General features: G+C 43.4%; 23 protein-coding genes. 20 read left to right on the top strand and 3 right to left on the bottom strand.

Annotation, left to right across the window (positions count from 1 at the left end; translation table 11 throughout):
• Positions 1 to 10: 10 nt before the first annotated feature.
• From crl to pgpA, 11 genes are all read left to right on the top strand, one after another.
• A complete protein-coding gene (gene crl / locus DZ860_RS10270; protein WP_120030916.1) occupies positions 11 to 400 on the top strand; it encodes a sigma factor-binding protein Crl in 390 nt (129 codons plus the stop codon).
• A 115-nt stretch (positions 401 to 515) separates the two neighbouring features.
• Complete coding sequence (gene proB, locus DZ860_RS10265) at positions 516 to 1,655, top strand: glutamate 5-kinase (protein ID WP_439333121.1); 1,140 nt, start codon at positions 516 to 518, stop codon at positions 1,653 to 1,655.
• 17 nt (positions 1,656 to 1,672) lie between these two features.
• Positions 1,673 to 2,923, top strand: coding sequence for a glutamate-5-semialdehyde dehydrogenase (locus DZ860_RS10260; RefSeq protein WP_120030912.1), 1,251 nt, complete (start codon positions 1,673 to 1,675; stop codon positions 2,921 to 2,923).
• Positions 2,924 to 3,052: 129 nt separating this feature from the next.
• Positions 3,053 to 3,502, top strand: a complete 450-nt coding sequence (nrdR, locus tag DZ860_RS10255; protein WP_120030910.1) for a transcriptional regulator NrdR — start codon at positions 3,053 to 3,055, stop codon at positions 3,500 to 3,502.
• 12 nt (positions 3,503 to 3,514) lie between these two features.
• Positions 3,515 to 4,621, top strand: coding sequence for a bifunctional diaminohydroxyphosphoribosylaminopyrimidine deaminase/5-amino-6-(5-phosphoribosylamino)uracil reductase RibD (ribD, locus tag DZ860_RS10250; protein WP_120030908.1), 1,107 nt, complete (start codon positions 3,515 to 3,517; stop codon positions 4,619 to 4,621).
• Positions 4,622 to 4,623: 2 nt separating this feature from the next.
• Positions 4,624 to 5,277 (top strand): riboflavin synthase, encoded by a 654-nt coding sequence (locus DZ860_RS10245; RefSeq protein ID WP_120030907.1) that lies wholly within the window; start codon positions 4,624 to 4,626, stop codon positions 5,275 to 5,277.
• A gap of 53 nt (positions 5,278 to 5,330) precedes the next feature.
• Entirely contained in the window at positions 5,331 to 6,440 is a 1,110-nt protein-coding gene (ribBA, locus tag DZ860_RS10240; RefSeq protein ID WP_120030905.1) for a bifunctional 3,4-dihydroxy-2-butanone-4-phosphate synthase/GTP cyclohydrolase II, read from the top strand.
• Between the two features lie 148 nt (positions 6,441 to 6,588).
• A complete protein-coding gene (gene ribH / locus DZ860_RS10235; RefSeq protein ID WP_120030903.1) occupies positions 6,589 to 7,059 on the top strand; it encodes a 6,7-dimethyl-8-ribityllumazine synthase in 471 nt (156 codons plus the stop codon).
• Positions 7,059 to 7,526 (top strand): transcription antitermination factor NusB, encoded by a 468-nt coding sequence (gene nusB, locus DZ860_RS10230; protein ID WP_120030901.1) that lies wholly within the window; start codon positions 7,059 to 7,061, stop codon positions 7,524 to 7,526. Before ribH ends, nusB begins: the two co-directional genes overlap by 1 nt.
• Before the next feature lie 65 nt (positions 7,527 to 7,591).
• On the top strand, positions 7,592 to 8,560 hold the full coding sequence (gene thiL, locus DZ860_RS10225; protein ID WP_120030899.1) for a thiamine-phosphate kinase: 969 nt from the start codon (positions 7,592 to 7,594) through the stop codon (positions 8,558 to 8,560).
• Positions 8,561 to 8,578: 18 nt separating this feature from the next.
• Entirely contained in the window at positions 8,579 to 9,085 is a 507-nt protein-coding gene (gene pgpA / locus DZ860_RS10220; protein ID WP_120030898.1) for a phosphatidylglycerophosphatase A, read from the top strand.
• Between the two features lie 43 nt (positions 9,086 to 9,128).
• Here pgpA and DZ860_RS10215 read toward each other — a convergent pair whose 3' ends face one another.
• The 3 genes from DZ860_RS10215 to map form a co-directional block, all read right to left on the bottom strand.
• Positions 9,129 to 9,512 (bottom strand): DUF3461 family protein, encoded by a 384-nt coding sequence (locus DZ860_RS10215; protein WP_120030896.1) that lies wholly within the window; start codon positions 9,510 to 9,512, stop codon positions 9,129 to 9,131.
• A 128-nt stretch (positions 9,513 to 9,640) separates the two neighbouring features.
• Positions 9,641 to 12,265, bottom strand: a complete 2,625-nt coding sequence (gene glnD, locus DZ860_RS10210) for a bifunctional uridylyltransferase/uridylyl-removing protein GlnD (protein ID WP_120030894.1) — start codon at positions 12,263 to 12,265, stop codon at positions 9,641 to 9,643.
• A 103-nt stretch (positions 12,266 to 12,368) separates the two neighbouring features.
• A complete protein-coding gene (map, locus tag DZ860_RS10205) occupies positions 12,369 to 13,247 on the bottom strand; it encodes a type I methionyl aminopeptidase (RefSeq protein ID WP_120030893.1) in 879 nt (292 codons plus the stop codon).
• A 355-nt stretch (positions 13,248 to 13,602) separates the two neighbouring features.
• On the opposite strand from map, the gene rpsB reads away from it, so the two are divergent.
• The 9 genes from rpsB (at position 13,603) to bamA (ending at position 23,599) form a co-directional block, all read left to right on the top strand.
• The gene (gene rpsB, locus DZ860_RS10200; protein ID WP_120030891.1) at positions 13,603 to 14,331 is read left to right on the top strand and encodes a 30S ribosomal protein S2; all 729 of its coding nucleotides are present in this window, start codon (positions 13,603 to 13,605) and stop codon (positions 14,329 to 14,331) included.
• Between the two features lie 130 nt (positions 14,332 to 14,461).
• Positions 14,462 to 15,307 (top strand): translation elongation factor Ts, encoded by an 846-nt coding sequence (tsf, locus tag DZ860_RS10195; RefSeq protein WP_120030889.1) that lies wholly within the window; start codon positions 14,462 to 14,464, stop codon positions 15,305 to 15,307.
• A 155-nt stretch (positions 15,308 to 15,462) separates the two neighbouring features.
• The gene (gene pyrH, locus DZ860_RS10190; RefSeq protein ID WP_120030887.1) at positions 15,463 to 16,194 is read left to right on the top strand and encodes a UMP kinase; all 732 of its coding nucleotides are present in this window, start codon (positions 15,463 to 15,465) and stop codon (positions 16,192 to 16,194) included.
• A gap of 84 nt (positions 16,195 to 16,278) precedes the next feature.
• Positions 16,279 to 16,836 carry a ribosome recycling factor gene (gene frr / locus DZ860_RS10185; RefSeq protein WP_120030885.1) on the top strand — a complete coding sequence of 186 codons (558 nt, stop codon included), beginning with the start codon at positions 16,279 to 16,281 and terminating at the stop codon, positions 16,834 to 16,836.
• 95 nt (positions 16,837 to 16,931) lie between these two features.
• Entirely contained in the window at positions 16,932 to 17,684 is a 753-nt protein-coding gene (gene uppS, locus DZ860_RS10180) for an undecaprenyl pyrophosphate synthase (protein WP_120030883.1), read from the top strand.
• 14 nt (positions 17,685 to 17,698) lie between these two features.
• Positions 17,699 to 18,541: a phosphatidate cytidylyltransferase gene (locus tag DZ860_RS10175; RefSeq protein ID WP_120030881.1), complete on the top strand. Its 843-nt coding sequence runs from the start codon at positions 17,699 to 17,701 to the stop codon at positions 18,539 to 18,541.
• A gap of 51 nt (positions 18,542 to 18,592) precedes the next feature.
• Complete coding sequence (gene ispC, locus DZ860_RS10170) at positions 18,593 to 19,801, top strand: 1-deoxy-D-xylulose-5-phosphate reductoisomerase (RefSeq protein ID WP_120030879.1); 1,209 nt, start codon at positions 18,593 to 18,595, stop codon at positions 19,799 to 19,801.
• Positions 19,798 to 21,156 (top strand): sigma E protease regulator RseP, encoded by a 1,359-nt coding sequence (gene rseP / locus DZ860_RS10165; RefSeq protein WP_120030877.1) that lies wholly within the window; start codon positions 19,798 to 19,800, stop codon positions 21,154 to 21,156. The genes ispC and rseP overlap by 4 nt, the downstream gene beginning before the upstream one ends.
• A gap of 40 nt (positions 21,157 to 21,196) precedes the next feature.
• Positions 21,197 to 23,599 (top strand): outer membrane protein assembly factor BamA, encoded by a 2,403-nt coding sequence (gene bamA / locus DZ860_RS10160; RefSeq protein WP_120030875.1) that lies wholly within the window; start codon positions 21,197 to 21,199, stop codon positions 23,597 to 23,599.
• The last annotated feature ends 2 nt before the right edge of the window (positions 23,600 to 23,601 follow it).

Raw genomic sequence — 23,601 nt, 5'->3', positions numbered from 1 at the left:
GAGGGTGTCTATGTCTGAAGTGACTAAAGCGCCGACACATTTTCGCTTGATCTCGAACCTAAAATCGATAGGACCTTATCTTCGTGAGCCATTGAGCCGCGAAAATTATTATTTATTTGATTGTTTGTCCGTGTGTGTCAATGATCAAAAATCACCCGAAGAACGTGAGTTTTGGGGGTGGTGGTTAGAACTGGAACGTGATGGCGATGCGTTTTGTGCTCGTTACTTAATTGGTCTTTATGACATAGAGGGAAATTGGCAGGAGAAGAAATTGCCTAAAAAAGCCATTGAGGAAGTCAACCGAACTCAAATGGCATTTCATGAAAAATTAGAGCAAATGTTAAGCAGTAAATTTGCATTGTCAGTCAAGCTGCATCCGCAGTCGGCACAATTTACGTAATTCTATTCTGGAAATTCTCATTGAAGATAAAAAAGGTACCTAAGGGTGCCTTTTTCACTTGTGAATTACCCGTTTGATTGTTAAAACATCAGGTTCAAATTATTCACAACAGATTATGGTAATGAATCAACAAGGCGTAAATGCGGCACAGTCACAAACAGTGGTTGTGAAACTGGGTACCAGTGTATTAACCGGTGGCACATTAGCTTTAAATCGCGCTCATATGGTAGAGCTTGCGCGTCAATGTGCTGAACTCAAGAAACAAGGCCATTCAGTGGTCATCGTATCATCTGGTGCTATTGCAGCAGGAAGAGAACACCTTGGTTACCCCGCACTGCCCAACTCAATGGCAAGCAAACAACTGCTTGCTGCAGTCGGGCAAAGCCAGTTGATTCAAACGTGGGAATCTCTATTCGCAATTTATGGAATCAAAATCGGTCAGATTTTGCTAACCCGAGCGGATCTTGAAGATCGTGAACGTTTTCTTAATGCAAGAGATACGGTTAATGCTTTGATTGAACATGGCATTATTCCGATTGTGAATGAAAACGACGCGGTCGCAACCAATGAAATTAAGGTGGGCGATAACGACAACCTATCGGCATTGGTTGGGATCCTATGTGGCGCTGAGAAGCTTTTATTGTTAACGGACCAAAAAGGGCTGTTCACTGCTGACCCACGTAAAGATCCAAATGCAGAACTGATCAAAGAAGTTCGAACCATCGATGACACACTACGTAAAATAGCGGGTGGCAGTGGTACCACATTGGGTACGGGGGGCATGGCGACGAAATTACAAGCGGCAGATATTGCTCGTCGAGCTGGCATTGAAGTTATCATTGCTGCTGGTAGTGCACCGGATGTGATTTTTGATGCACTAAGCAGTGAACCACAAGGTACGCGATTCTTGCCTTGCTCTGAAGCTCTCGAAAACCGTAAGCGTTGGATTCTTGCAGGTCCAGCGGCTGCGGGTGATATTGTGATTGATGATGGCGCTGTTAATGCCGTTATTGGTAAAGGCAGTAGTTTACTGGCTAAAGGCGTCACTTTAGTCCGTGGTGAGTTTAGTCGCGGTGGCGTGGTTCGCGTAACAGATGCTCACGGTAAACTGATTGCTCGAGGTATCTCAAGTTACTCTAGTCAAGATCTGAGCAAAATAATTGGCAAACACAGCAAAGACATTGTTGCTATCCTTGGCTATGACTACGGAAGTGAAGTGATTCACCGCGATGATATGGTCGTAATTCAAGAATAATTATAGAGGGAATTGACGTGAGTTTAACGAATATGGGTAAAGCTGCAAAAGATGCAGCTTTCATTCTGGCAACAGCATCAACGGCACAAAAAAACAAAGCGCTAGCAATCATTGCCGATGAACTAGAAGCCAACTCAGCCAATATTTTGGCTGCAAATGCAAAAGATCTTGAACAAGCTCGCGCAGCGGGTGTGACTGAAGCATTGCTTGACCGTTTACTTTTAAATGAAGCGCGTTTAGCTGGGATCGCGAGTGATGTCCGTAACGTCATTAGCTTGAACGATCCAGTAGGAAGTGAGATCGACAGTAAAGTTCTTGAAAATGGAATGTCGCTTTCACGTCGTCGCGTACCTCTTGGTGTTGTCGGTGTGATTTATGAAGCTCGTCCAAATGTTACGATTGATATCGCTGCTCTGTGTTTAAAAACGGGTAACGCCAGTATTTTACGTGGTGGTAAAGAGACGTTTTTCTCTAACATGGAACTCGTTAAGGTCATTCAATCAGCATTGGAAAAAGCGCAATTACCAGCGGCATCAGTGCAGTACATTGAAAAGCCAGATCGCGAACTCGTTTCAGAGCTACTTAAGCTTGATGATTACGTCGATATGATTATTCCTCGTGGTGGCGCTAGCTTGCATAAAATGTGTAAAGAGAACAGCACCATCCCAGTGATTATTGGTGGCTTTGGTATCAGCCATATCTTCATCGATGAAAGTGCAGATTTGGAAAAATCGTTGGCTGTGGTTGAGAATGCAAAAGTGCAGCGTCCGTCAGCATGTAATTCTTTGGATACGCTATTGGTTCATGAAAATGTCGCTAATGCATTTTTAGCGATGCTGGTGGCCGGTCTAAAAGACAAAGCAACCTTAGTGGTTGAGCCAAAAACTAAAGCGATTATTGGTGACGTTGCCGGCAGTCGTGATGCGGTTGAGGGTGATTTTGATACTGAGTGGCTAAGCTATACCTTAGGTGTAAAAGTCGTTGCGGATGTAAAAGAAGCTATCGACCATATGCGAGTACACAATGCCAGTCACTCTGATGCCATCATGACTAATAGCCTAGAAAATGCAGAACTGTTTATTAACTCTGTGGGTTCGGCAGCAGTGTATGTGAATGCATCAACACGTTTTACCGATGGTGCTCAATTTGGTCTTGGTGCTGAGGTTGCGGTTTCGACTCAGAAATTGCATGCACGTGGCCCAATGGGCTTAGAAGAACTAACCAGTTATAAATGGGTTGGTAAAGCTAACTATTTATCACGTAGCTAATCGTTACAAATTTACTTGTTTGAACGGTAAAAGCCGTCAAAGTTTAATGAAAAGGGGCCTTAGTGGTCCCTTTTGCTTTTCTTAACAAGAGTAATTCCGTTACACTGATGCTAATTACTTGGAGGTGATATGCATTGTCCTTTTTGTTCAGAGAACGATACGAAAGTGATCGATTCTCGTTTGGTTGCAGACGGTCATCAAGTCCGTCGTCGCCGACAGTGTCTAGCTTGTAGTGAACGTTTTACTACATTTGAATCGGCAGAGCTTGTCATGCCGCGTGTCATTAAATCAAACGGTAACCGTGAACCATTTAACGAAGATAAAATGGTCGGTGGTTTGATGCGAGCGCTAGAAAAACGCCCAGTGAGTGCTGATGCCGTAGAGCTTGCGATCAGTATGATTAAGTCTCAACTTCGAGCAACAGGCGAACGCGAAGTACCGAGTGACATGATTGGAAACCTAGTCATGGACCAGCTAAAAGAGCTCGATAAAGTGGCTTATATTCGTTTTGCGTCTGTTTATCGTAGCTTTGAAGATATTCGCGAATTTGGCGAAGAGATCGCCAAGTTAGAAGATTAAATTGGTACCTGTATGAGTATTTTTTCTGCTTTAGATTATCAAATGATGTCACGGGCTATCTTGCTCGCAAAAAAAGGCATTTATACCACCGCACCTAATCCAAATGTAGGTTGTGTTATCGTGCGTAATGGTGAGATTGTTGGTGAAGGATTTCATTATCGAGCAGGAGAGCCCCATGCAGAAGTTCATGCACTTCGTATGGCGGGTAAGAAAGCAGAAGGTGCGACGGCCTATGTCACATTAGAGCCTTGCTCGCATTATGGGCGGACACCACCTTGTGCTGAAGGCTTAATTAATGCCAAAGTCGCGAAAGTGATTTGCGCGATGCAAGATCCGAATCCTCAAGTGGCTGGTCGTGGCATTCAAATGCTACGAGAAGCGGGGATTACGGTTGAAGTAGGGCTACTTGAAGTTGATTCAGAGTCTTTAAACCCTGCTTTCATTAAGCGAATGAAAACAGGAATGCCTTATGTTCAGTTGAAAATGGCAGCAAGCCTTGATGGACAGACGGCCTTAGCTAATGGACATAGTCAGTGGATTACTTCTTCTTGTGCACGTAAAGATGTACAGCATTTTCGAGCACAGTCAGGTGCTATCTTATCGACCAGTAAAACGGTGATAGAAGATAATGCTTCATTGAATGTTCGTTGGTCGGATTTACCCTCTTCTGTTCAAGAGGTTTATGCTCAAGATCAACTTCGTCAGCCAGTAAGAGTGATTTTAGATCGGCAGTCTAAGCTTTCTTCTGACCTTAAGATTTACCAGTGTGGTGGCGATATACTTCAAGTCTCACCTCAAGGTAATGTGGCATTGAGTTTAGAGACACCAGAGCAGATTGACTTGCGTTCTACATTGTCCACATTAGTCAATGAGCACAACATCAATCATGTATGGGTCGAAGCTGGAGCAACTTTAGCGAGTAGCCTGATTCAACAAGATTTGGTTGATGAGCTGATATTGTATCTTGCGCCTAAAGTGATGGGTAGCGACGGACGAGGGTTGTTTGGTGTACTGGGCTTAGAGCACATGTCGCAAGCTTTGGATTTAGATATTAAAGAAGTAACGATGGTTGGAAAAGATATCCGAATTACAGCGTTACCAATAAAAAAAGAACGTTAATCATGTTTACTGGAATTGTTGAAGCCGTTGGTACGCTTACGGCCATTACACCTAAAGGCGAAGACATCAGTGTGACTGTCTCTGCTGGTAAGTTAGATATGTCGGATGTAAAGCTTGGTGATAGCATTGCAACGAATGGTGTATGTCTAACTGTTGTTCAAATGAACGACACCAGCTACACCGCTGATTTGTCGGTTGAAACACTAAACAAAACAGGTTTTACCAACTACCAAGCAGGCGACAAAGTTAATTTAGAAAAAGCTATGTTACCGACTACTCGTTTTGGCGGTCATATTGTTTCAGGACATGTTGATGGCGTTGGAGAGATTGTCGAGCGTAATATGGTGGGGCGTGCGATTGAATTTTGGGTCGCAATGCCAGAAGAGCTAAATAAATACGTTGCAGAAAAAGGCTCTATAACCGTTGATGGTATTAGTTTAACGGTTAATGCATTACGTAAAAATGAATTTAAACTGACGATTGTTCCTCACACAGGGGAAGAAACTACGATTACGAGTTTCCATGTCGGACGTAAAGTAAATTTAGAAGTGGATGTGCTAGCTCGCTATATGGAACGTTTACTGGTTAGCCGCCAAGAACCATCTACAGAGTCTCGAATTACAATGGAGTTCCTACAGCAAAATGGTTTCGCTTAGCCGATAGCATTGCGATAGAACCCAGTAGAACGCTAATAATAGGAAGAATAAATATGCCGATTAGTACGCCGCAAGAAATAATCGAAGATATCCGTTTGGGAAAAATGGTTATCCTAATGGATGACGAAGATCGTGAGAATGAAGGCGATTTGATCATGGCTGCAGAGCATGTGACGCCAGAAGCGATTAATTTTATGGCAACTTTCGGTCGCGGTCTTATTTGTCTAACTATGACTCGCGAGCGATGCCAAAATCTTGGTTTACCGCCAATGGTGCAAGATAATAATGCTCAGTACACTACGAACTTTACGGTTTCAATTGAAGCGGCAGAAGGCGTAACGACTGGGATTTCGGCAGCGGATCGTTCTCGCACAGTCGAAGCAGCGGTTGCAAAAAATGCGGTTGCAGCTGATTTGGTTCAACCAGGTCATATCTTCCCTCTAGCGGCCCAAGAGGGTGGTGTTCTAACTCGTGCTGGTCATACTGAAGCAGGTTGTGATTTGGCCCGTCTTGCAGGCTTAGAGCCAGCATCTGTTATCGTGGAAATTTTGAATGACGATGGCACAATGGCTCGTCGTCCAGATCTTGAAATTTTCGCAGAAAAACATGGCCTAAAATTAGGTACTATTGCGGATTTAATTGAATATCGTAATAACACTGAAACAACGATTGAGCGTGTTGCTGAATGCAAGCTACCAACAGAGTTTGGCGAGTTTAATCTTGTGACTTATCGCGACACTATCGATAACCAAGTGCATTATGCATTGTGCAAAGCGAGTGCTGATGGTGTTGCACCATTAGTACGTGTACACCTACACGATACGTTCACCGACTTATTGCGTAGTGACCGCAACGCAGAGCGAAGCTGGACACTTGAGAAAGCGATGAAGCGCATTGGTTCAGAAGGTGGTGTACTGGTTGTTTTAGGTAACGAAGAATCAGCAGACTTGTTGATTCACCGAGTTAAAACATTCGAAGCTCAAGATAAAGGTCAAGCGCCAACGATGGCGAAGAAGCAGGGTACTTCGCGTCGTGTGGGAGTAGGCTCCCAAATCTTAGCTGACTTAGGCATCCATGATATGCGTTTGTTGTCGTCAAGCGACAAGAAATACCATGCTTTAGGTGGTTTTGGTTTGAATGTAGTTGAGTACGTTTGCGAGTAAACGACTCAGTTCTCTATTAGTTTTGGAGTAGGATGTCGCAGATGTCTTGCTCTTTTGTTTCAGAGCTAAATCTCTATTAGATATTGCTCACAGTTTTGTGCTAGAATCCGGCGATTCTCACTTGATGAATATAGTTAAAGGAAGGCTTATGAAAGTGATCGAGGGTGGCTTCCCAGCGCCAAATGCAAAAATTGCTATCGTTATTTCTCGTTTTAATAGTTTTATTAACGAAAGTCTATTGTCTGGTGCAATCGATACTTTAAAGCGTCATGGACAAGTTAGCGAAGACAACATTACTGTAGTTCGTTGCCCTGGTGCAGTTGAATTACCGCTTGTTGCTCAACGTGTAGCAAAAACGGGCAAATACGATGCTATCGTATCGCTAGGCACCGTTATCCGTGGCGGTACACCACATTTTGACTATGTTTGCAGTGAATGCAACAAAGGTTTGGCACAAGTGTCTATGGAGTTTAGTCTTCCAGTCGCATTCGGTGTTCTAACTGTTGATACTATTGATCAAGCAATTGAGCGCGCAGGAACCAAGGCTGGTAATAAAGGTGCAGAGGCTGCACTGAGCGCACTTGAGATGATTAACGTTCTTTCTGAAATCGATTCCTAATGGGGGCCAGTGTGAAACCAGCCGCACGTCGTAATGCACGTCGATTCGCTTTACAAGCGATCTACTCTTGGCAAATTACCAAAGAAAATGTTGCCACAATTGAAGAGCAGTTTTTATCTGGTGGTAAGTATGATGAGGAAGAGCACCACAGCTCTGAACCTGCACTTTCTGCACCAGACACTGACGTCGCATACTTCCGTGACCTACTAACAGGTGTTGTGCTAAGTCACATAGAGCTAGACTGCAAAATTCGTCCATACACATCGCGTCCAATGCAAGATCTGGATATGATGGAGTTGGCGTTACTTCGTCTTGCTATGTACGAAATGACTCGTCGTGAAGACGTACCTTATAAAGTGGTTATCAACGAAGCAATTGAGCTTGCAAAAGTATTCGCTGCTGAAGATAGTCATAAGTTCGTTAATGGTGTGCTTGATAAAGCTGCACCTCACGTTCGCAAGAAGTAACTGTTTACTATTTAAAAAGGTCAGCTAATCGCTGGCCTTTTTCATATTATATCTGAGCGTTGGATATGTCGGGTGAATTTAATTTAATCGAAAAATACTTCGTTAATCGTCAACAGTTACGCAAGGATGTCTTGCTAAGTGCTGGAGATGATTGCGCCATTGTACGTCCCCCTCAAAATGTTTCTATTGCCATCAGTACTGACACATTAGTAGCAGGCACTCATTTCCTTGTCGATGCAAACCCAGCATGGGTTGCACATAAAGCGTTGGCTTCTAATATTAGCGACCTCGCAGCTATGGGGGCGACTCCTGCGTGGGTTTCCTTAGCGCTAACAATGCCTGAGCCTGATGAAGCATGGTTAAAGCCTTTCTGTGATTCTTTCTTTTCGTTAGCCGACTATTTTGGTATTCAATTGATTGGTGGTGATACCACAAAAGGTCCATTGAGCTTGACGTTAACAGTGCAAGGCTTTGTGCCAGAAGATAAAGCGTTGCGTAGAGATGGAGCTAAGGTTGGAGATTGGATATACGTAACCGGAATGCTGGGTGATAGCAAAGCAGGTCTGGATATTATTTTGAATCCGACACTAAAAAATAAACCATATTCCGATGTGCTTGAAGAGCGCCACTATCTTTCTACACCGCGAGTACTCGCGGGTTGTGCATTATTGGAGCTTGCGTCTTCGGCCATTGATATCTCAGATGGTCTTATTTCTGATTTGGCTCATATACTTAAACGCTCACAAGTCGGAGCAAGTATTGATGTAAGTCTATTGCCTATCTCGAATGAGTTATTACAATTCGTAGGTGATGTTGAATTAGCACAGCAATATGCCCTGACGAGTGGAGAAGAGTATGAACTCTGTTTTACTGTGCCAGAGCACAATAAAGGTTCAATAGATAGTGCATTAGCGCATAGCAATACGAAAGTGACATGTATTGGACAAATTCGCCCTCAAGGCCACTTCGAACTGCATCAACGAGGCACATTACTTGATTGGGACCTGAGTGGTTACGATCATTTTAAAGCTTGATGAGAGGAAAACTGAATTATGACGAATCCTATTTCTCTACTTTCAATGAAAAATCCATGGCATTTGCTGGCGACAGGATTTGGTAGCGGTTTATCTCCAATTGTACCGGGTACGATGGGGACTCTTGCAGCGATCCCTCTTTACCTGTTGCTCGTTCAATTACCTTTATCTCTTTATGTCGTTGCGATAGTCATTGCCGGTATCATTGGTGTAAAAATCTGCCAAGTGACCTCAGATGATATGAAAGTTCATGATCATGGATCGATCGTATGGGATGAATTCGTTGGTTTTTGGATTACGATGTTGGTTGTACCCATGTTGAAAATCCCAGCGACTGAGTGGAAATGGTTGCTGACAGGGTTTGTGCTTTTTCGTTTCTTTGACATGATTAAACCATGGCCAATTAGTTGGTTAGATAAACGTGTTCATGGTGGTTTCGGGATTATGATTGATGATATGGTCGCCGGAGCAATGGCGGGTATTGTGCTTTATTTTGTCGGAAAATATGCAGGCTGGTTAGTTTAAAAAAAGGGTTCCGTAATGGAACCCTTTTTAGATCGACTGGACGTTATTTCAGTTTTTCTAAATCAGATTCAATTTCGGCTATTTTACTTGAGACCACTTTCTCTAAATGGCGCAAATCAGAGAGGATTTTTTGTTTAACATCCGCATCTGGACTGGGTACTGGCTTAGTGATTTTATTTAGCTCATCGATGATCATCGTTAAGCTTCGGTTGATTTCTGTGACTTCTTTGTATTTATGGCTGCCACTATCAATCAGTACATTCTTCACTTGGCGTGGAAATTTAAATTTCACACTTTTTGCAAACAGTTCGCCTTTTTGTTTGCGAAAGTAGATTTTCAATACATCCTTAAGTGCTTCCTGTCGGAGTGAATAGCGTTCAATCAGCTTTGGATCTTGAATGCCTAAACCAATCAGGTTAGGGAACATAGGCTACCTCTCGTTAGTTATGATATTGTTAACATGAACAACTGTAGCAGCCTAAGCGTATGTACGGTAGATGATCTTTTAAGCAGAAGATGTAGTTGTGGTGGAGATCCCGCTTAGATTTTCCATCTTTAATTTGGAGCTAATTTAGCCACATTGTTTATCAAATTCTCCTTGAGCTGTATTTCTTCTTCTTCACTTAGTTTGCCGCCATTTTCAGCGGTGAGTATGAATAAATCTTCCGCTCGCTCTCCAATAGTCGTGATCTTCGCAGCATGAAGATTAATATCCAGTTCTGAGAATGTTGCACCAACTGTCGCTAGTAAGCCAGGCGTATCGAGAGCAACAAACTCCATGAGCGTTCTCTTTTTACTTTTGGTTGGCAGAAAATCCACTTTGGTTTTGACATGAAAATGCTGCAAGTTACGAGGAGTGCGTCGAGTTCGAATTTTGGTTGGACGACCATCTTCTAGAACATGTATTAAGTGTTTGACGATCGCTTTATGGTTGTTGGCGTCAATCACTTGGCCATGATGATCAAGCACCATGAAAGTATCAAGAACGTACCCGTCTTTACTGGTCATGACTTGGGCGTCATGAACTGTGAAGTTGCGTCGATCCAATTCAGCCACCACGGTCGCAAAAACCGCTTTTCTATCCTGACAGTAGACAAAGACTTCTGTCCCCCCACGCGTTGCATTTTTCGATATCAAAACTAATGGTTTTGTTGGATCATCATGTTTGAGCAGTTGAGAACCATGCCAAGCAATTTGATAGTGAGTGTGGCGCAAGAAGTAATCTGCTTTAAAGCGTTGCCATAGTGTGTCTATCTCGCGACTAACGAAGCCTTCTTTCCTCAATAGCGCAGAGGCCATTTGTTGATTGTGACGAATACGTTCACGAACATCTACCGGGTTTTCAAGCCCTCGACGTAAGGCTCTTTGAGTTGAATAAAAGAGCTCGGCTAATAGCGTGCGTTTCCAACTGTTCCATAGCTCCGGGTTGGTCGCACAAATATCTGCAACCGTTAGGCAAACTAAATACTCTAGGTACTCTTCATCTCGCACCTGTTTCGCAAATTCAGTAATCACTTCCGGATCATAAATATCACGACGTTGTGCAGTGACAGACATCAATAGATGGTTACGTACTAACCAAGAGACAAGTTTGGCTTCGGGTTTAGATAAACCATGCTCAAGACAGAAAGCATACGCTTCTTCTGCACCAATAACTGAGTGATCTCCGCCACGTCCTTTGCCTATATCGTGGAAAATAGCCGCAAGGATCAGCAGTTCTTTTTTCTGAATACGAGGATAAACCTCACAGCAAATTGGGTGCTTTTCATGGTTTTTTGCATAGCTGAACGTATTAATGTGTTTTAGCAAGCGAACACTATGTTCATCCACGGTATAAGCATGGAATAGGTCAAACTGCATTTGACCGACAATTTGATGCCACTGTGGTAAGTAGGCGGCGAGCACCCCCAACTTGTGCATCAAGCTGAATGCTTTGTGTAGGGCATTAGGGTGACGACATAAAGTTAAAAATTTTTCACGGGCGGCTGGAATCGTATGAAGAAAACGATTTAAACGGCGACGTGCGGTTCTCAATTGACGAAGTGTTGGCGGTGCCACCCCCTCAATGGTTGAATCGTTGGCGATATGGATAAACATATCTAAAATCGTTTCTGGTCGAGCTTGGAATAACGCTGGCTTTCTTGCTTCAATCAATGGACCACTGCGTTGAAAATCATTACTCAGAATTTCTGTTACGTATTCGATACCATTATTGAGAATGGCTTGGTCGAATAGTTTGAGCAGCATTTTGTTGAGTTCAGCTACACGACGTAGTGTGCGGTAGAACTCTTTCATCATCATTTCAACACCACGATTACCCTCACCAACAAAACCTAAGTGTTCAGCGACTTGAGCTTGATGAGCAAACGTTAATCGATTGTCATAACGTCGTAGTTCGATATGTAATGCGAAACGTACCCGCCAAAGGAAATCTTGGCAATCAACCAATTCGCGATATTCCGCGTCGGTTAAGAAGCCATAGCGGCTCATTTCAAACAATGATGTCGCACCAAAGTGACGTCGAGCTATCCAACCAAGTGTGTGAATGTCTCGTAGCCCTCCCGGGGTAGACTTAATATCAGGTTCTAAATTGTAGGTCGTGTCGTGGTAGCGAGCATGTCGAGTACGTTGTTCCTGTACTTTAGCTTTGTAGAACACATCGCTGGGCCAAAAAGACTCTGAGTGGATCACTAACTTTAATTGATGAAATGTTTCTTCACAGCCGCAAAGCAAACGTGCTTCTTGAAGGTTAGTGGCTACTGTTAAATCATTTTGACCGATTTCAGCACATTCATTCACGGTTCGAACCGCGTGACCGATTTCTAAACGAAGATCCCAAAGCAAAGTGATAAAAGCACTGACTTTGGTGGCGAGTGCATCAGGCAATTTATGTCGCGAGACAATCAGAATATCAATGTCTGATAACGGATGAAGTTCACCTCGACCATAACCACCAACGGCTACTAAACTGATGTTTGGAAGTTCTGATAGACCGAATTGTTGCCACAAACGATTGAGCAGTAAATCCATGTAATCAGCACGTCCTAAAATGAGGTCGTTAATAGGGTGGTGGTTCAGGAATTCCTGTTTTTGGTGTTGAGCGAATAGTTCCAGCTGTGATTTAAGCTCACTGATTGAAAGTTGCTCATCGGAGAAAGTCATCGGAGATTGATAAAGCATGCGCAGCGTTCCGTGCGGGTTAACATCCAGAGAATGTTAATCTAACAAAATGAAACCGATAAAAAAATATCCTCGCGGGCGAGGATATTTTTTAGTCGTTAAATTAGGCGTTATTCATAAGACGAGGAATGTTCTCATCTTTACGTAAAGTGAGGACTTCACAACCTGTCGCAGTGACAACGATAGTGTGCTCATATTGAGCGGATTTCTTGCCGTCGCCAGTGTAGACAGTCCAATCATCAGCAGCATCAACAGTGACACCGTACTTACCTGCGTTGATCATTGGTTCAATCGTAAAACACATGCCTTCTTTGAACACGCGACGATCGCTGTTTTTGTAGTGAACGACTTGTGGTTCTTCGTGGAATTCGTTACCGATACCGTGACCACAGAAATCTTTCACAATAGAGAACTTATTGCGAGGGTTGTTTTTGTTGTTGGCCTTGATGTATTTCTCAATAGCCGTACCAATATCACCCACTGTTGCGCCAGGTTTTACTTGCTTCATACCGATATAAAGCGCTTCTTGTGTCACCATGCATAAACGTTTGTCTTCAGGTGATGCTTCTCCAACGAAGAACATTTTTGATGTATCACCGTGATAACCGTTTGGACGAACGCTAAGGTCTGCATTTTCATCGTCAGGGACGATAACGGTAATATCGACGTTAATAATATCGCCGTTTTTAAGAACCGCTGGCTTCATCTGACCATTGCTGCCTTTCTCGTCTTGAGTTGCAGGAATACCATGACAAACGATATGGTTAATCGATGTGCAAATAGATTTTGGGAATCCATGGTAATCGAGTGGAGCGGAATAAGCGCCTCTTTCAAGAGCGAAGTCATGACAGATTTGGTTTAGCTCTTCTGTCGTCACACCGGCTTTAATGTGTGGTTCGATCATTTCTAGGACTTCGGCAGCAAGGCTACCAGCAAGACGCATGCGTTCAATTTCTGCTGCTGTTTTTATCTTGATTGACATCGGCTTTCTCTATTCGTTTATTGCGCATTTCAGTGCGAATAAGCGCATTCTAACAGGAAGAACGATGAATGTGTATTTGTCATCGATGCTTCTAATCGTAGTCGAAGCGCTTTTTTCAACGAAGTGTAATACCAATTTTTTGTAGCCAATGACCCCTGAAATATGATATAAAGCGCGCCGGAAACGTAGTCTGTTCTCTTCATTACATCGCGATGTAGTGGCGATGCGGAGTTACTTTTCTTAACCTATTATCTTTAAATCACACACATTCCGACACATATTCCGGGGTGCCCAGCTAAGGCTAGGGTCGGAATCATGGGGGATGTGGAGGCCTAACCCCATAGAGGATTTTAAAATGGCAACTGTATCAATGCGCGATATGCTGAAAGCTGGTGTTCACTTCGGTCACCAAACTCGTTACTGGAACCCAAAAATGAAGCCATTCATCTTTGGTGCTCGTAACCGCGTTCACATCATCAACCTAGAAAAAACTGTACCAATGTTCAACGAAGCTCTAGCTGAACTAGCTAAAGTTGGCGAGAAGAAAGGTAAAGTTCTATTCGTAGGTACTAAACGCGCTGCATCTGAAGCTGTTAAAGAAGCTGCAATCGCAAGCAACCAGTACTACGTTAACAACCGCTGGTTAGGCGGTATGCTAACAAACTACAAAACTGTTCGTCAGTCTATCAAACGTCTTAAAGAGCTAGAAGCTCAAGCTCAAGACGGTACTTTTGATAAACTAACTAAGAAAGAAGCTCTAATGCGTACTCGTGAAATGGAGAAGCTAGAGAAATCTCTTGGTGGTATCAAAAACATGGGCGGTCTACCTGACGCGCTTTTCGTTATCGATGCTGATCACGAACACATTGCGATTAAAGAAGCTAACAACCTAGGTATTCCAGTTTACGCTGTGGTAGATACTAACTCTAACCCAGATGGCGTTGACTACATCATCCCAGGTAACGACGACGCAATCCGTGCAGTTAAACTGTACCTTGACGCTGTTGCGACTTCTGTAAACGAAGGCCGTAACAAAGACGTTGCTGTAGTTTCTGAAAAAGACGGTTTCGTAGAAGCTGAATAATATCGGCTCCGAGCCCAACTTAGTCTGTGTGCCAAGTATTTGTTGCATAAATTAAGTTATAGTTATCAACAGGGGCCGACAATGTAGGCCCCTGTTTTTTACCTTATTTCGAATCAACGAGGAATAGAGAATGGCAACTGTAACTGCTGCTCTAGTTAAAGAACTTCGCGAGCGCACTGGCGCTGGCATGATGGAATGTAAGAAAGCGCTTGTAGAAGCAAACGCTGACATCGAACTAGCAATTGAAAACATGCGTAAGTCTGGCGCAGCGAAAGCAGCTAAGAAAGCTGGTAACGTTGCAGCTGAAGGCGCAATCATCATCAAAGAAGAGAACGGCGTAGCTGCTCTTCTTGAAGTTAACTGCCAAACTGACTTCGTAGCAAAAGATGCTAGCTTCAACGCATTCGCACAAGAAGTAGCTGCTGAAGCACTAGCTTCTAAAGCGACTGTTGAAGAACTACAAGCTAAATTTGAAGATGCTCGCGTTGCACTAGTTGCTAAAATCGGCGAAAACATCAACATCCGTCGCGTACAGTACGTTGAAGGTACTGCTATCGCTTCTTACCGTCACGGCGAGAAAATCGGTGTAGTTGTTGCTGGTGAAGGCGATGCTGAAACTCTTAAACACGTTGCTATGCACGTAGCTGCTTCTCGTCCTGAGTTTGTTAACCCAGAAGACGTACCAGCAGACGTAGTTGCTAAAGAGAAAGAAGTTCAAGTTGAAATCGCTATGAACGAAGGCAAGCCTCAAGAGATCGCTGAGAAGATGGTTGTTGGCCGTATGAAGAAATTCACGGGCGAAATCTCTCTAACTGGTCAAGCGTTCATCATGGAACCTAAGAAAACTGTAGGCGAAATGCTGAAAGAAAAAGGTGCATCTGTATCTACTTTCGTTCGTCTAGAAGTTGGTGAAGGCATCGAGAAAGCTGCAGAAATGAGCTTCGCTGAAGAAGTTGCTGCGGTACAAAAAGGTTAATCCTTAGATACCTGCGAATTATTAGACCGTAGCCATGGCTGCGGTCTTTTTACGATAAGACTAAGCGGTTAGCCGTGATGATTTAGAACTGATGGAATCAGTTGAGTTTTAAATCATGACTGTTAATCAACAACTCTCTTTGGAAGGTAAACTTCATGACGACGAACCCTAAACCAGCATATCAACGTATTCTATTAAAACTGAGCGGTGAAGCTCTTCAAGGCTCTGAGGGTTTTGGTATTGATCCTAAAATCCTTGATCGTATGGCTCAAGAGGTGAAAGAGCTGGTTGAACTGGGCGTTCAAGTAGGCGTAGTTATCGGCGGTGGCAACTTATTCCGTGGAGCTGGTCTTGCAGAAGCGGGCATGAACCGCGTAGTGGGCGACCACATGGGTATGCTAGCAACAGTAATGAACGGCTTAGCATTACGTGATGCACTGCACCGCGCATACGTGAACGCACGTGTAATGTCTGCAATTCCACTGAAAGGTGTGTGTGACGATTACAACTGGGCAGATGCAATTCGTGAACTTCGTCAAGGCCGTGTAGTGATCTTCTCTGCAGGTACTGGTAACCCGTTTTTCACTACAGATTCAGCAGCGTGTCTGCGTGGTATTGAAATCGAAGCAGATGTAGTACTAAAAGCAACGAAAGTTGACGGTGTATTTACTGCTGACCCAGTAGCAAACCCAGACGCAGAACTGTATGATACTCTGACTTATTCTGAGATTCTTGAGAAAGAACTCAAGGTAATGGATTTAGCTGCTTTCACGCTAGCGCGTGATCACAAAATGCCAATCCGTGTATTTAACATGAATAAACCAGGCGCACTACGTCGCGTGGTGATGGGCGAAGCCGAAGGTACGCTAATCAGCGACAACGCTTAATTTTTGGTACCTGTCGATATAATGTCGGCAGGTAATCAGCCGAACAAGTCTTTCTTTTGAAAGAGCACTCATTAAGGTGAAACTGTGATTAACGAAATCAAAAAAGATGCGCAGGAGCGCATGGACAAAAGTGTTGAAGCACTGAAAAACAACCTTTCTAAAATTCGTACAGGTCGTGCACACCCAAGCCTACTATCTGGTATCAGTGTGGATTACTACGGTGCAGCAACGCCGCTAAATCAAGTGGCTAACGTTGTTGCAGAAGATGCTCGTACTCTAGCTATTACAGTGTTTGATCGTGAGCTGACTCAGAAAGTTGAAAAAGCGATTATGATGTCTGATCTTGGTTTAAACCCAATGTCAGCGGGCACTATCATTCGTGTACCACTTCCAGCTCTAACGGAAGAACGTCGTAAAGACTTAGTTAAAATCGTTCGTGGTGAAGCTGAAGGCGCACGCGTAGCGGTTCGTAACATCCGTCGTGATGCTAACGGCGATCTTAAGGGATTACTAAAAGATAAAGAAATCTCTGAAGATGAAGATCGTAAAGCACAAGACGAAATTCAAAAGCTTACAGATATTGCTGTTAAGAAAGTTGATGACGTTCTAGCAGTAAAAGAAAAAGAGTTGATGGAAGTTTAATTACCCATACACTCGCTAAATAGAAACGCTGTGCTCACGGCACAGCGTTTTTTATGCTACTCTCTGTCCCCCTGCTGGTAATCCCTATACCCCTTATGCAAAATTCACAACTCTCACCAGAATTTCTTCCAAAACATATCGCTGTCATCATGGACGGTAATGGTCGTTGGGCTAAAGCTCAAGGTAAACCTCGAGTTTTTGGGCACAAAAATGGCGTAGCTGCTGTTCGACGAACGATTTCTGGTGCTGCAAAACTTGGTATCAAAGCAGTAACACTCTTTGCTTTTAGTAGCGAAAACTGGCGTCGTCCGGAGGATGAAGTCGGGGTATTAATGGAGTTGTTTATTACCGTTTTATCGACGGAAGTGAAAAAGCTACATAAAAACAATTTGCGTTTACGTGTCATTGGCGACAAAACTCGATTTAATGAGCGTTTACAAAAGAAAATTGCTCAAGCTGAAGCACTTACAGTTGATAACACAGGGATGGTCATTAATATCGCTGCGAATTATGGTGGAAAATGGGATATCCTAGAAGCCACAAAACAGATCGCAGAAAAAGTAGCATTAGGTCAACTTTCTACAAATGATATCAGTGAAGAGCTTATCACTGAACATCTTACGATGGCAGATTTGCCTGAAGTTGATTTACTTATTCGAACCAGCGGCGAATGTCGCATCAGTAATTTTATGCTTTGGCAGTTGGCGTATGCTGAGATGTATTTCACGCCGATTTATTGGCCAGAGTTCACAGAAGAGAGCCTTATTGAAGCGGTAACTTGGTTTATAAACCGTGAACGTCGTTTTGGTTGTACTGGTGAACAAGTCAAAGCATTGATGGAAAGCTAACAAAGGATTCAAGTTTGAAACAAAGAATAATAACGGCACTTATCCTTGCACCTCTGGTGATTCTTGGTATTTTTAAGTTACCCCTGCCTTTGTTTATTGCAGCCATTGCCTGTATTACTTTAATTGGTTTTTGGGAGTGGACTCAGTTTGTTAACGCACAGTCCCGCATTATTGCGATGTTGCCAGCCTTAGTATTAAGCGCTATCAGTTTTATCTGCTTACCTTTTGACAGCTTAAACCTCAATACTCTGAACTCTACGCACTATGCCATGCTCGTTATGGGCTCATTATGGTGGGTGTTCTCGAGTGGGTTAGCAATCACTTACCCTAAATCCTCATCATTATGGCAAGGCTCCAATGTGTTACGACATTTATTCGGTGTATTGACTCTATTACCATTCCTATGGAGTGTTGTAATGTTGAGAGCTCAAGGTATCGAGACAGATCCTTATCATGGTGCGAAGCTCGTTTTGTATGTCTGCTTTATTGTCTGGGCGGCAGATAGCGGTGCTTACTTTGCAGGAAAGAGCTTAGGTAAGCACAAAATGGCGCCGAACGTGAGCCCAAATAAAACTATTGAAGGTTTAGTAGGCGGAATTATCACCGCAGTTGTTGTCGGTTGGGCAACAAGTCAGTGGTTTGATATCGAGTTCTCTAGTCATATTGCGATGATTCTAATTACTCTGATTACGGTCGTGATTTCTGTATTAGGTGATTTAGTCGAAAGTATGTTCAAGCGAGTCTCTGGTATTAAAGACAGCAGTAATATTATCCCAGGACACGGTGGCGTTCTAGATCGGATAGACAGCCTGACTGCTGCTTTCCCAGTATTTGCTCTTCTCTATTTCATTTTCTAATTTGACGGGCAGGCACTATGCTTGCCCTTATTACATACTGGTTTTTTTGCTATGCGTAAATTGACAATCCTTGGTGCGACTGGCTCTATTGGAGCAAGTACATTAAAAGTCATCGAACAAAATCCTGAGCATTTCCAGGTGGTTGCTTTGGTAGCAGGACAAAACGTCGAAAGGATGCATCAATTATGTCAGCAATGGCAGCCTAAATATGCAGTAATGGAAAGTGCCGAATCGGCAAAAAAATTACAAGCAGCGCTCTCTTCAAGCCATATCCCGACCCAAGTTCTTTCTGGGGTTGAAGCGATGTGCCATGTTTCTGAGTTTGATGAAGTTGATACCGTCATGGCGGCCATTGTTGGTGCCGCAGGTTTGTTGCCTACGATGTCAGCCGTTAAAGCAGGCAAACGTGTCTTGTTAGCGAATAAAGAAGCTTTAGTGATGACCGGTCAACTGTTTGTTGATGCGGTGAAACAGCACGGTGCAGAGTTGATGCCCGTCGACAGTGAACACAATGCTATTTTCCAGTGTCTACCTCAAGAAATTCAAACTAATTTAGGACATTGTGACCTTGCCCAAAGCGGAATTTCTCATATTCTACTGACAGGGTCAGGTGGTCCATTCCGTTACAGTGATTTGTCGACACTCTCATCTGTAACACCGGAGCAAGCGATTGCTCACCCAAATTGGTCTATGGGACCAAAAATTTCAGTTGATTCCGCCACTATGATGAATAAAGGTTTGGAATATATCGAAGCACGTTGGTTGTTTAATGCTCAGCGTGAGCAATTGAAAGTTGTTATTCACCCGCAGTCAGTAATCCATTCCATGGTGCAATATAAAGATGGCTCTGTCTTAGCTCAAATGGGGCAGCCTGATATGGCAACGCCAATCGCGTTAACGCTTTCTTATCCAGAGCGTGTTAATGCCGGGGTGGCTCCACTTGATTTTACTCAAGTGGGTGAGTTAAGTTTTCTAGCACCTGATTTTGAACGTTATCCTTGTTTAAAAATGGCGATAGATGCTTGTCATGAAGGTCAGCATGCGACGACGGCTTTAAATGCCGCGAATGAAGTGGCGGTAGAAGCATTTTTGAATAGAAAAATTCGCTTTACTGACATAGCTGCTGTGAATGATATGGTAACCTCTCGACTTTGTGCGACGAGCAACTCATTGGAGTGCAATAGCTTGGAAAGTATATTGGAGCTCGATAAGATTGCACGGATACTCGCTCTAGAAACCGTTAACGGATATACCTTATGACCGGAATATTATGGAATTTTGCTTCCTTTATCGTCGCACTAGGCATTTTAGTCGCGGTACACGAATTTGGTCACTTTTGGGTGGCTCGTCGTTGCGGCGTTAAAGTTGAGAAGTTTTCAATTGGCTTTGGTAAGTCGATTTGGAGCCGAGTAGGCAAAGACGGCACGGAGTATAGTCTATCGGTAATACCTTTAGGCGGTTATGTCAAAATGTTGGACTCACGAATTGATGAAATTCCTGAGGAACAAAAAAAGCTCGCGTTTGATAAACAATCATTATGGAAACGTACTGCAATTGTTGCGGCCGGCCCGCTCTTTAACTTCATTTTTGCAATTTGTGCTTATTGGTTAGTTTTCCTTATTGGCGTGCCTGCAGTGAAACCCGTTATTGGTGAGGTCGCGCCTCATTCTATTGCGGCACAAGCTGGTTTACAGCCAGGCATGGAACTTAAATCAATTTCTGGCGTCAAAACCGCGGATTGGGAATCAGTAAATATGGGCCTAATTGGTCATATTGGTGATTCACAGTTAACCATGACGGTAGCACCTGAAGATGGCATTGGAGTTGAACAACGCTATAAACTCGATCTTACATCTTGGGACTTTGACCCAGAGACTGAATCTGCAATGTCAGCTCTTGGCTTTAAGCCGTATACCCCAGAAATTTCTATGGTATTGGCAAATATTTCTCAAGGCGGTGCGGCCGAGAGTGCAGGGTTGCAAGCTGGAGATCGTATTGTAAAAATCAACGATCAAAATGTTGATGAGTGGAGCCAACTTGTTGAGCTGATACGTTCCAACCCAAATCGTCCACTAAGTGTTAGTGTTGACCGTGCTGGGACTTTAGTTCAAATGACGCTGACACCAGGAAGTCGTGAGTTAGCCGATGGGCAGCAAATCGGTTTTGCTGGAATCGCTCCTGAAGTCGCAGAATGGCCGGAAAATTATCGCTTCGAGCTGAAATTTGGTGTATTTGAATCTATCGGTAAGGCTATCGATAAAACCGGTCAAGTGATTGGGCTAACCGCTAGCATGCTTAAAAAGCTCGTGGTGGGTGATGTTGGGCTCAATAACTTAAGCGGTCCGATATCCATAGCTAAAGGCGCGGGAGCGACAGCCGATTACGGATTAGTCTATTTTCTCAGTTTCTTAGCTTTGATCAGTGTTAACTTAGGCATTATTAACTTGGTTCCACTGCCGATGTTAGATGGTGGACATTTATTATTTTTCGCAATCGAGGCAGTTATTCGACGCCCGGTTCCGGAAAAGATTCAGGAAATGGGATACCGCGTTGGCGGCGCGATTCTCTTTTCTCTTATGGCGTTAGCGATATTTAATGATTTTGCTCGTCTGTAACGAGACAAAGGTTTTGTAGTAAGGAATAACAAAAACAAATATGGCGATGAAAAAAATTCTGCTGACTACGCTCCTTGCAACGAGCGTGTCTGTCTACGGTGCACAAGATTTTGTTGTACAAGATATTCAAATTGAAGGGTTGCAGCGTGTTACGTTGGGTGCAGCGTTGCTGAAAATGCCTGTACGTATCGGGGATAGCGTCGACAATCAAGATGTCGCTGAGATCATAAAAGCCCTTTATACGACCGGTAACTTTGAAGATATTAAAGTACTACGCGATAACAACACCTTAGTTGTACAAGTCAAAGAGCGACCAACCATCGCAAGCGTTTCTTTCTCCGGAAACGAAGCGATTAAGGATGAACAGCTACAGCAAAACCTTGATGCATCTGATGTTCGCGTCGGTGAGGCTCTCGATCGCACTTCTTTATCCAATATTGAAGAGGGCCTAGAGGATTTCTACTACAGTGTTGGTAAATATAACGCATCTGTACAGGCCGTTATTACACCACTTCCTCGTAATCGTGCTGACTTGAAGTTTGTCTTTACTGAAGGCGTTTCTGCAAAAATTAAGCAAATTAACTTTATCGGTAATGAAGTCTTTACTGATGAAGAGTTATTAGGACGTTTTAACCTAAATGTTGACGTCGCTTGGTGGAACTTCCTTTCTGATGATAAATACCAGAAACAAGTCCTTGCGGGTGATATTGAAGCGCTGAAGTCATATTACTTAGATCGTGGTTACTTGAAGTTTCAAGTTGAATCGACTCAAGTTGCGATTTCGCCAGATAAGAAAGGCGTTTATATCACCTTGGGCATCGATGAGGGCGAACCTTATACCGTTGAAGACGTGAAATTCCGTGGGCAACTAATCGGAAAAGAAGCGGCTTTTGCTGAATTGGTGACATTTGAACCTGGTGATGTTTATAACGGATCTGCGGTTACCGCATTAGAGGAAGGCGTTAAGCGAATTCTTGGTGAGGCAGGTTATGCCTACCCACAAGTACGTACGATTCCTGAATTCGATGAAGAGACCAATCAAGTTAATCTCGTCATTAATGTCGAAGCAGGTAAACGTATCTACGTTCGCGATATCCGTTTTGTTGGTAACAATGCAACCAAAGATGAAGTACTTCGTCGTGAAATGCGTCAGATGGAGGGTAGCTGGCTAAACTCTAAAGCTATCGATACCAGTAAGGGGCGTTTAAATCGCTTAGGTTTCTTCGAGACAGTTGATGTTCAAACAGTTCGAGTTCCTGGTAGTGATGACCAAGTTGATTTGGTTTACAGCGTTAAAGAAGCTAACTCAGGCAGCATTAACTTCGGTGTTGGTTACGGTACAGAATCGGGCATTAGTTTCCAAGTTGGTCTTCAGCAAGATAACTTTGCAGGTACCGGTAATCGTGTCGGTATCAATGCGATGATGAACGACTATCAGAAAAATATCAGCTTAGATTATCGCGACCCGTACTGGACCATCGATGGTGTGAGTTTAGGTGGTAAGATTTTCTACAATGAGTTTGAAGCTTCTGAAGCTGGTATTGTTGACTATACCAACGAAAGTTATGGTGCAAGCTTAACGTGGGGTTTCCCATTTGATGAATTGAACCGTTTCGATCTCGGTGTAGGCTATACTCATAATAAAATCGGTAACGTACCGACTTATGATCAGGCAGAGCAATTCGCTCAAAGTATTGGTCAGCCAGATGGTGATATCATCACCAGCGATTTTGATATTAACCTTGCATGGACACGTAACAACTTAAACCGTGGTTACTTCCCAACGGCAGGTAACTATCAACGTGCATCATATAAGATGACCGTACCTGGCTCTGACGCTAAGTACTTCAAACTGCAGTATGATGTTCGTCAATACATGCCTTTAACCAAGAAACATGAGTTTACTTTGTTAATGCGTGGTCGATTAGGCTACGGTAACGGTTATGGTAAGACGGATGGTAACGATAACTTGTTCCCATTCTATGAAAACTACTACGCGGGTGGTTTTAGTACCCTACGTGGATTTGGTTCAAACAGTGCGGGTCCTAAGGCTGTGTATACCAACCGTTCTGGCTCATGTGGTAATAATGGTTGTGTAACTGCAACAGATGACGCTGTGGGTGGTAACGCGGTCGCGTTAGCGAGTATGGAGTTGATTTTCCCAACACCATTCGTTTCAGATGAAGCTCGTAACCAGATTCGTACTAGTGCGTTCTTAGATGCAGCAAGTGTATGGGATACTGAGTTTAAATATCGTCCGGGTGTTGATGACCCATATTATAACGATTATTCAGATCCAATGAATTACCGCGCATCGTATGGTGTTGCTCTTCAATGGATGTCGCCAATGGGGCCGTTGGTCTTCTCGGTGGCAAAACCAATTGAAATTTATGAAGGTGATGATGAAGAATTCTTCACTTTCACAATCGGTAGAACCTTCTAAAC

The sequence above is a fragment of the Vibrio sinensis genome (assembly GCF_003605645.1).
Taxonomy (GTDB): Bacteria; Pseudomonadota; Gammaproteobacteria; order Enterobacterales; family Vibrionaceae; genus Vibrio; species Vibrio sinensis.
This window is presented reverse-complemented; position numbering and strand designations above follow the sequence as displayed.